General features: G+C 62.1%; 10 protein-coding genes. All 10 read right to left on the reverse strand.

Annotated elements, in window-relative coordinates; all coding sequences use genetic code 11:
• On the reverse strand, positions 1-344 hold a 344-nt coding region (locus VMA74_RS04295), incomplete at its 3' end, for a lyase family protein (protein ID WP_325365154.1).
• 19 nt (positions 345-363) lie between these two features.
• Positions 364-1,317 carry an N-acetyl-gamma-glutamyl-phosphate reductase gene (argC, locus tag VMA74_RS04300; RefSeq protein WP_325365156.1) on the reverse strand — a complete coding sequence of 318 codons (954 nt, stop codon included), beginning with the start codon at positions 1,315-1,317 and terminating at the stop codon, positions 364-366.
• 5 nt (positions 1,318-1,322) lie between these two features.
• Positions 1,323-2,588 (reverse strand): acetylglutamate kinase, encoded by a 1,266-nt coding sequence (locus VMA74_RS04305; protein WP_325365169.1) that lies wholly within the window; start codon positions 2,586-2,588, stop codon positions 1,323-1,325.
• A gap of 37 nt (positions 2,589-2,625) precedes the next feature.
• Positions 2,626-3,726, reverse strand: a complete 1,101-nt coding sequence (locus tag VMA74_RS04310; protein WP_325365158.1) for an acetylornithine deacetylase — start codon at positions 3,724-3,726, stop codon at positions 2,626-2,628.
• A gap of 35 nt (positions 3,727-3,761) precedes the next feature.
• A complete protein-coding gene (locus VMA74_RS04315; protein ID WP_325365160.1) occupies positions 3,762-4,199 on the reverse strand; it encodes a GNAT family N-acetyltransferase in 438 nt (145 codons plus the stop codon).
• Positions 4,200-4,209: 10 nt separating this feature from the next.
• Positions 4,210-5,409 (reverse strand): argininosuccinate synthase, encoded by a 1,200-nt coding sequence (locus VMA74_RS04320; protein ID WP_325365171.1) that lies wholly within the window; start codon positions 5,407-5,409, stop codon positions 4,210-4,212.
• A gap of 23 nt (positions 5,410-5,432) precedes the next feature.
• Positions 5,433-5,909: an OsmC family protein gene (locus VMA74_RS04325; protein ID WP_325365162.1), complete on the reverse strand. Its 477-nt coding sequence runs from the start codon at positions 5,907-5,909 to the stop codon at positions 5,433-5,435.
• The gene (locus VMA74_RS04330; RefSeq protein WP_325365163.1) at positions 5,899-6,531 is read right to left on the reverse strand and encodes an FMN-binding negative transcriptional regulator; all 633 of its coding nucleotides are present in this window, start codon (positions 6,529-6,531) and stop codon (positions 5,899-5,901) included. The genes VMA74_RS04325 and VMA74_RS04330 overlap by 11 nt, the downstream gene beginning before the upstream one ends.
• A gap of 8 nt (positions 6,532-6,539) precedes the next feature.
• A complete protein-coding gene (locus VMA74_RS04335; protein ID WP_325365165.1) occupies positions 6,540-7,547 on the reverse strand; it encodes an N-acetylornithine carbamoyltransferase in 1,008 nt (335 codons plus the stop codon).
• 318 nt (positions 7,548-7,865) lie between these two features.
• Positions 7,866-8,429, reverse strand: coding sequence for a glycine zipper 2TM domain-containing protein (locus VMA74_RS04340; RefSeq protein ID WP_325365167.1), 564 nt, complete (start codon positions 8,427-8,429; stop codon positions 7,866-7,868).
• Positions 8,430-8,659: the final 230 nt, after the last annotated feature.

The raw sequence follows: 8,659 nt of genomic DNA on the forward strand, positions 1-8,659 counted from the left end.
ATCTGGTCGTTGCGGCTGCGGCCGGTGTGCACGCGGCGGCCGGCATCGCCAAGCCGCTCGGTGAGGCGCGCCTCGATGGCGGAGTGGCCGTCTTCGTAGCGCTCGTCGAGCACGAACTTACCGGCGCGAAAATCATCGGCCAGCGCATCGAGTTCGCGCTTCAGGTCGTCCCGTTCCTTGGCGCTGACCACGCCGATGTTGGCCAGGCCTTCCACGTGCGCCTTGCTGGCGGTGATGTCGTGCAGGAAGAATTCGCGGTCCAGCAACACGTCGTCGCCGGCCAGGAATTGCATGATTTTCGCGTTGGTTTCGACGCCGGCTTTTTGCCAAAGAAGATCGGTCATGATGGTCTCTGTATTTCTGCTACACGGGAATGGCGGTGTACTCGTCCATGCCGATGGCCCGGTTGATGTTCTGCATCGCCTGCGTTGCGGCGCCCTTCAACAGGTTGTCCAGCGTCGCCACCACCACCACGCGCTTGCCGTCTGCCGATAACGCAAAACCACCGATCTCGGCGTGGTGCTTGCCGGTAATCTGGCTCACCCACGGCGCTTCGTCGAGCACGCGCACCAGCTTCTCTCCGGCGTAGGCGTGCTGGAAACGCGCCAGCACATCCTCGCGCTTCAAGGCACGCGAAACGTAGAGATTGGTGGTCACAGTCAATCCGCGGAAATGCGGCGCCACGTGCGGCATGAATTCCACCGGGACGCCCAGGTGCCGGCTCGCTTCCTTTTCATGCATGTGGCCGGTGAGCGAATACGGCATCAGGTTGTCGCGCAGTTTTTCCGGATTGTTCTTGTCTGACGGCGTGGTGCCGGCGCCGGAATAACCGGAGACGCCGAAGCATACCGGCGGCGCGGCCAGCACATCCTTGAGTGGTGCGACGGAAAGCTGGATGGCGGTGGCGTAGCAACCGGGATTGCTGATGCGCTTCTCACCGCGCCATTTGTCGCGCGTGAGTTCCGGCAGGCCGTAATACCACTTGCTATCGAAGCGGTAATCGGCGGACAGATCCACGATTACGGGATTCTTGCCGGCGGCATCGAAGGCTTCCACGCAGGCGGATGCCTTGCCGTTCGGCAAGGCCAGCACCACCACGTCGGCATCCAGCAAAGGCAGCTCTTCGTGCGCGGGTGAGCTGTAATGCAGCTCGCCCTGGTAGCCCTCGACGTGCGCTTGGACCGGCTGCCCGTTCAATTCGCGCGATGAGACATAAGCCAGTTCCAGCGCCGGATGCGCCGCCACCAGGCGGATCAGTTCCGCGCCGGTATAACCACGGGCGCCGACGATGCCAATGCGTTTCTTGGTAGTTGCCATACGTGTCAATCGATCAAGGTGGGTTGGCGCTGCGCGCAATGCTCGACGCAGCGCGCGATGGTGTCGAAGCCGTCCAGGCCATACCAGAACACTTTCCAGCGCTCCTGCTTGTAGCAGCCGTCCGACTCGGCATAGTAGAAGTGGTTGATCGCATTGCCGTGCCGCGAACGCCAGAACAGGCGCGGATTTTCCTCGCGCATGACCAGCCATACGGCACGGCCAAGGCCTTCGCCCTGCGCATCGTCCAGCACCGCGAATTTGTCGAGATAGATCAAGCCATCCTCGTGGGTGAGGATCATCGCCGCGCGATAGTTTTCGCTGACGTAGATACGGTACGGCTTGGTGCGCTCGAAATAATCGTCCACCACCTTGCGTCCGAAGCTCGATTCGATCAGTGCACGCATGCGTGCCTGGTCGATGCCTTCCCAGCTTTCGAAGCGGAACACTTTTTCACCGCGGCGCACCAGGGTGCCGGAGCCTTTGTGCGTAAACAGCTCCTTCGCCAGTTCCGACGGACGCGTGATCGACACCGACGAGGTCAACGGCAGGCTTTGCAGCAAATCGGCAATCTGCTCGATCTTCACACGCATGCCGCCATTGATCCACGGCTGCTGCATCAGGTGGTCGTATTCGGTGCTCAGGTTGATCGAATCGATGATCCGGCCCTGGTCGTCGAGCAGGCCGCCTGTACCGGTCAAAAACACGATCTTGTACGGCTGCAGCACGCGCACCAGTTCGTTGGCGGCGAAGTCGGCATTGATATTGAGGAACTGGCCTTCGTCCGTTTCGCCCAGGCTGGCGATCACCGGAATGGAGCCGGCACGCAAACTGGCTTCGATCGGCGCGAGGTTGATGCTGTCGACCTTGCCGACCATGCCGTAGACGTCCTTGTCCAGGAAGCTGGACATGAACACGCCGGACGGTACCGAGGTGGCGCGCGTATCCATCGCCTGCAGCGCTTCGACCAGGCGCAGGTTCTGCTGCTGGAACACGCGGCGCACGATACCCAGGGCCTTGGGCGACGTGACGCGCAAGCCGTTGACGGTCTGCTTGGTGATGCCGGCGGCTTGCAGCTCTTCGTCCAGCTGCGGGCCGGCGCCATGCAACACGATCGGCGTGAGGCCGACCTGCTGCAGGAAGGTCAGCGAGGAGGTGAGGTCGTTGAGCTCGTCGCGCAGCACTGCGCCGCCGACTTTCACCACGGCAAAGCGCTTGGCATCGAGCTGCGAAAAGCGCTTGAGATACTGCTGAATTTCCTTGGCGCTGCCCATCGCGGAGAGCAGGCGCACAATGGTCTGGCGAGTGTTTTTATGCGCTTCCACGGTTCACGATCTCGTAGATGGTGTCTGCGTACGTTTGCAATTGATCCAGTGCGACCCATTCATCGGCGGTATGCGCCTGGGCGATATCGCCGGGGCCGTACACGAAGGAGATGTAGCCGGCCTCCGAAAACAGCGCCGCTTCGGTCCAGAAATTGACGGCATTGCCGACCGGAATGCCCAGTTCGTCGGCAATGTCACGTGCGGCAAGGCGGCGCGCCTCGGCGTTGGGCACATCACCCGCCGGCAACGACATGCCGCGGAACAGTTCCTCGTAGCTGACCGGATGGGGTTCCACCAAGCTGCGGAAGGTTTCCAGCAATTGGTCCGGATCCATGCTGGGCAGCGGGCGGAAACCAAAGCGCACGTCGGCGGTGGGCGCAATCATGTTGGCCTTGATGCCGCCTTCGACGCGGCCGATGTTGAAGCGCAAGCCGGTAAGGCCGCCGAAGCGCTCATGCGCCAGGCTGTCCACATGATCCAGCGCCGCCGCGCCCCAGCGTATCGCCTGATGTACCGCGCTGTCGGTCGCCTTGATCTCACCCGATGCGTGGCCGGCCTGGCCGCTGAAACGCATCTGCACCGAATGAATGCCACGGTGCGCAAGCACGGCTTCGCCCCGCGTCGGTTCGGCCACGATCACGGCGTCGTATTTGTGGCCCTCCTTGAGAAAGGCGGCGATGCAGCGCGGATCGTTGGCTTCTTCGTCGGTCGAGAACAGCAATGCCAGGTCGCCATTGCAGGCGTTCGCCACGGCCACCAACGCCGCCGCGGCGCCCTTGATGTCGCAGGCGCCCAGCCCGATCGCGCGGTCTTCGGTCACTTCCAGCACGTGCGGATCGCGCGTCCAGTGCGGCGAATCCGGCACGGTGTCCAGATGCACATTGAACAGGTATTTCGGCCGGCCGCGCACGGCATATAGCGTGACGGCGCCGGCGCCATGATCGGTCACCTTCACGTCGAAGCCGGGCAACTGCTCGCGCAGGTAATCGAAGATGCCGCCGGTGCCGATGGCGCGTGGCGGATTGCGGGTGTCATGGCGGACCAGCTCTCGCAGATGCTTGAGGGTGTCGGCAAGTAATGGGCTCATGCAGTCCATCTTTGAAGGAGTAGAGGCAGGAAGTGTCATCGGTGGGCGGCTTGGTAAATGTCCGGCTTGTAGATTTCCATCAAGGTTTCCGGCCTGGCCGGCGAAGCAAATCCATGGGACCTGTACAGCTCATGGGCATCGCTGGTCGCCAGCATGAAGCGGCGCAGCCCCTGCAGTTGGTGATGCGCCATGACGGCTTGCACCATTTGCTTGCCGTAACCGTGGCCGCGATAAGCCGGCAACACGAAAACATCGACCAGATTGGCAAAGGTAGCGAAGTCGGAAATCACGCGCGCAAAGGCAACCTGCGCCTGGCCGACATAACCGCCAAAGCACAACGAGTGGTCGACGGCCTTGAGTACCGTTTCGTACGCAATGCCTTTTGCCCAATAGGAACCGTTCGCGAGAAAGTCGTGGATCATGGCCAGATCCAGTTCGCTCCTGTCCGTGCTGATGCGCAAGCTGTCGCTCATGCCGATGTTCTCAGGATGTGTGATTGACTTCGGCCCACAGCGTGCTGCTCATGCCGAACAGCTTGATGAAGCCTTCCGCTTCCGCCACGCCCCAGTCGGCCGCCTGCGCATAGGTGGCGCCCTTGGCGTTGAGGATGTGCTTGGACTCGACGGCAACCGCGGTGACCAGCGCCCCGCTGGTTTCCAGCGTGACCTCGCCATTGACGGTGGACTGGCTGGAGGCGAGGAAGGCTTCCAGGTCGCTCTTCAAGGGATCGTGGTAGAAGCCTTCATACACCAGCTCCACCCATTTGCGCGCCACCTCGGGCTTGAAGCGGTTTTGCTGCTTGGTCAGCACGGCTTCTTCCAGCGCACGATGTGCCACCAGCAGCGCGGTCAAGCCAGGCGCTTCGAAAATAATGCGGCCCTTGAGGCCGATGGTGGTATCGCCAGTGTAAATGCCACGCCCGACGCCATATGCCGCAAGTAGCGTGTTGAGCTTGGCCAGCAGCTTGTGGCCTGCGACCTTCTCACCATCCAGCGCCACGGCTTCGCCGTTGACGAAGCTGAGCGTCAGACGCAGCGGTTTGGACGGCCATTCCGAACGCGGCTTGCACCAGCCTACCGCCCCTTCGCCGGGAACCTGCCAGCGGTCGATCTCGCCGCCGGACATGGTGACGCCCAGCAGGTTCTCGTTGATGGTGTAGGCCTTCTGCTTGGCACGCACGCCGAAGCCCTTGGCCTCCAGGTATTTCTGCTCATACGCGCGCACTTCGGTGTGCTCTTTCTGGATCTCGCGGATCGGCGCCACGATTTCGTAATCGCCCTGCGCCTTCACGGCGAGGTCGAAACGCACCTGGTCGTTGCCCATGCCGGTGCAACCGTGCGCAATCGCCCGCGTGCCCAGTTCGGCACAACGCTTGAGTGCGGCGTCCACAATCAGGTAGCGGTCCGAGACCAGCAAGGGGTATTGCCCCTGGTAGCCCTCGCCCGCCCACACGAACGGTTTCACGAAGCCGTTCCAGATCGCCGGACCGCCGTCGACGGTGACATGGCTGGCCACGCTCAATTCATTGGCGCGCGCCTCGATATAGGCACGCTCCTCCGCGTCCACGCCGCCAGTGTCGGCGAACACGGTATGCACGGCCCAGCCGCGTTCCTGCAGGTAGGGGATGCAGAAGCTGGTGTCGAGACCGCCGGAGAAGGCCAGAACGATGTCTTTGCTCATGATGCGAGATCCAAAAGAAAGGTTGTTTACACGGATTCGATGACAATGCGCGGTTCGCAACGCACCGGAAAATTGACGGAGTTGGCGATGAAGCAAGCGTGGTGCGCGTCCTCATGCACGCGTTTGGCAACGTCGGGATCGCTGTCGGCGCTGATGGTGACGCACGGCCGCAGCACGACTTCGGTGAAGCGACCTTCGTTGCCGCGATCCAGCAGGCTGCCCGCCGCATCGTCGACATAGGCGGTCACCGCCACGCCGGCGACCGCAGCGAGATGCAGGTACCAGAGCATGTGGCAACTCGACAGCGCGGCGACCAGCAGGTCTTCCGGGTTGTGCTTGCTGCCGTCGCCGCGATAAGCGGCGTCGGAAGAGCCGGCGATGACCGGTTTGCCGGCGACGCGGATCTCATGCTCGCGGCCGTAACCCTGGTAGGTTTGGGTGCCGCTGCCATGGTTGCCGGTCCATACCACTTGAACCGGATACGGGTGCTGCTTATCGCCCATGCCGGCGCTCCTCGCTTTGTTGCATCAGTTCGGTCAGCTCGGCATCGCGCTTGCCATCGCGTTCGGCCAAGCCTTTCAGCACGCCTGTGCGGTTGGCATCCGGATGATTCTGGCTCAGCTTGAATTTGCCTTCGATGCGTTCGATCACGATCTCGATGCCCACGATCAGGCGCAACATTTTCTCGATGTGGTCTTCCGGCGCATCGCTGACGTGCCAAGGTTTCGGCTGCGAGGCTTCATGGCGATCGGTCAGCTGTTCCAGCAGCTGGCGCAGCCATGCACGGTCTTCCACCACGCGCAAGCGACCATGCACATGTACCACCGCGTAATTCCAGGTGGGTACTTCGCGTCCGGTCTCGTGCTTGCTGGGATACCAATTCGGGCTGACGTAGCCATCCGCGCCATGGAAGATCGCCAGCACCGGCACGCCATCGGCCTTGGCCAATTCATTGCCGCGCGCCACATGCCCGTGCAGCGAGGCCGCACCGGCCAAGGCCAGCGGAACATGGTTGGCGACCAAGCCATCCTCTCCATGCACGATGAGGGTGGCAAGCGGATAGTCGCGCATCAACGCATGCAGCACCTCGATACGCGTTTCGTGGAAGGACTTGGGCAGGTACATGACGCGGCTCAGCGCTGTGCAATCAGCGAAGCCATCACCGCCTTCTGCACGTGCAGGCGGTTCTCGGCTTCGTCGATGGCGATGCACGCGGGCGAATCCATCACCGCATCGGTGGCCTTGACGTTCCGGCGCAACGGCAGGCAGTGGCTGAAGACGCCGTCGTTGGTGAGCGCCATCTTCGCTTCGTCGACGATGAAATGCTTGTGCGCGTCGCGAATCGGCTTTTCCTGTTCCCAGCGGCCAAAGAACGGCAGTGCCCCCCAGCTTTTTGCGTACACCACGTCGGCACCGCGATAGGCTTCTTCGATGTTGTGGCTGACGGTGAGCGAGCCGCCGTTCGCCTTCGCGTTCTGCTCGCCATAGGCCATGTAGCGCTCGTCCAGCACGTAATCGGGCGTGGGGCACAGCAGCGTGACGTTCATGCCCATCTTGGTGGCGATGAGCAATGCGGAATTGGCGACGGCGGTGTTGAGCGGCTTGGGGTGATAGGTCCAGGTGAGTACGTACTTGCGGCCGGTGAGGTCGCCGAAGCGCTCCTTCAACGCCAGCGCATGCGCCAGTTCCTGACAAGGATGGGTGATGGTTTCCATGTTGATCACCGGCACGGTGGCGTACTGGGCGAACGCCTTGATCACCGCATCCTCGCGATCCACCGACCAATCCTTGAATTTGGGGAAGGCACGCACGGCGATCAGGTCAACATAACGGCTCAGCACGCGCGCCACTTCGGCAATGTGCTCTTCCGGCTCCTCATCCATCACCACGCCGGGACGAAATTCGATCGGCCATGCATCCTTGCCGGGCGAGAGCACGATGGCATGTCCCCCCAGATGGAATGCTCCCAGTTCGAAGCTGGTGCGCGTGCGCATCGAAGGATTGAGGAACAGCAACGCCACCGATTTGCCCGCGAGCTGCTGGCCACGCGGCGAGCGCTTGAAGGCCGCGGCCTGCTCAAGCAGCGCATCGATTTCGGCGCGGCTGTAATCCTGGGTGGTGAGGAAATGACGAAGTGACATCGTTAACTCCAGTCAGAAAAGCAAAAAACCCGGCACAAAGGCCGGGTTTCGTCGTCGTATGACACATGCAACGTGGCGACAGCCTACCCGGCCGAATGTCGATTCATCGGTCGACGCGCACGCGAGGTCATGCCAGCGGCCATGCGGGCACTGGTAAGCACGGTAGCGGTATAGACGGCTGAAGACATGACAGGTCCGGGAGATTGAATCCCAATCATGACGGGATTTTCGCTGCCGTGCAACAGAAAAATTCAGGCCAAAAAGAAAGGCGGCCGCGCCAGGGCAACGGCCACCTTTGCAGTGAAGCGGTAGCGCCGGTCAGTCGGCGGGCGAGACGCTGACCCGCACGCGCAGGCGCTCGCCTGGATCGTAGCTGAGGCGCGACATGTAGACGTCACCGTGATAGCGATATTCCACGTCATAGCCGATGATCTGGCGCTGCTCGCTAACCTGGGTCACCGGCTGGCACACGGTCTGGTCGCTGGTGTAGGTCTGCCCGCCGCTGGAGACGGAGTTGCCGACCGCGCCACCTGCCACCGCACCGCCCACGATGGCTGCCGTATTGCCGCGGCCATGGCCGATGGTGCTGCCAAGCACGCCACCGACTACCGCACCGAGCACGGTGCCGATGCCCTTGTGGCTCGGGGTCTGCTGCACCACCTGCTGGTCATAGCACTGCGTGCTGGGCGCGGTCGTGCGGGCTACGCCGTATACCGGATCGACACGGAGTACGTCGGCCCAGGCAAAGTGCGCATTGTCGGCACCCGCCCCGGGAGCGCCCGGCGGAGGCGGCGGGGGCGGATACCCGCCTTGCTGCGCCATCGCACCCGTGGACATCACGGTCAGCACAAGCAAGGGGATCAACAACATCTTGTTATTCATGGACAGCCTCCAGAAGAGGAATGATGGGCGCGTCGCGCATATTGAAATTGCAGCAAATTCACTCTGAATCCACGCTTAGAACTACCGCAACTTAGTGCCCTGTTGCCCTCCTGTTTCCAAAACTTCAGTCCTGCGCTGCCGCAAGAGCTTGATAAGATGATGGGCTTATTGACCCGACCATACCACCCGCCATGCCGATCTCGCTCCATAACAGCCTCAGCCGCCGCGTC

The organism is Dyella sp. (assembly GCF_035508675.1).
In the GTDB taxonomy this organism is placed as follows: domain Bacteria; phylum Pseudomonadota; class Gammaproteobacteria; order Xanthomonadales; family Rhodanobacteraceae; genus Dyella_B.

What these genes read in the sequence shown, in the direction of transcription:
- argC (WP_325365156.1), bottom strand. Translation starts at nt 1,317, where the DNA reads ATGGCAACTACCAAGAAACGCATTGGCATCGTCGGCGCCCGTGGTTAT.
- VMA74_RS04305 (WP_325365169.1), bottom strand. Translation starts at nt 2,588, where the DNA reads ATGGGCAGCGCCAAGGAAATTCAGCAGTATCTCAAGCGCTTTTCGCAG.
- VMA74_RS04310 (WP_325365158.1), bottom strand. Translation starts at nt 3,726, where the DNA reads ATGAGCCCATTACTTGCCGACACCCTCAAGCATCTGCGAGAGCTGGTC.
- VMA74_RS04315 (WP_325365160.1), bottom strand. Translation starts at nt 4,199, where the DNA reads ATGAGCGACAGCTTGCGCATCAGCACGGACAGGAGCGAACTGGATCTG.
- VMA74_RS04325 (WP_325365162.1), bottom strand. Translation starts at nt 5,909, where the DNA reads ATGGGCGATAAGCAGCACCCGTATCCGGTTCAAGTGGTATGGACCGGC.
- VMA74_RS04330 (WP_325365163.1), bottom strand. Translation starts at nt 6,531, where the DNA reads ATGTACCTGCCCAAGTCCTTCCACGAAACGCGTATCGAGGTGCTGCAT.
- VMA74_RS04335 (WP_325365165.1), bottom strand. Translation starts at nt 7,547, where the DNA reads ATGTCACTTCGTCATTTCCTCACCACCCAGGATTACAGCCGCGCCGAA.
- VMA74_RS04340 (WP_325365167.1), bottom strand. Translation starts at nt 8,429, where the DNA reads ATGAATAACAAGATGTTGTTGATCCCCTTGCTTGTGCTGACCGTGATG.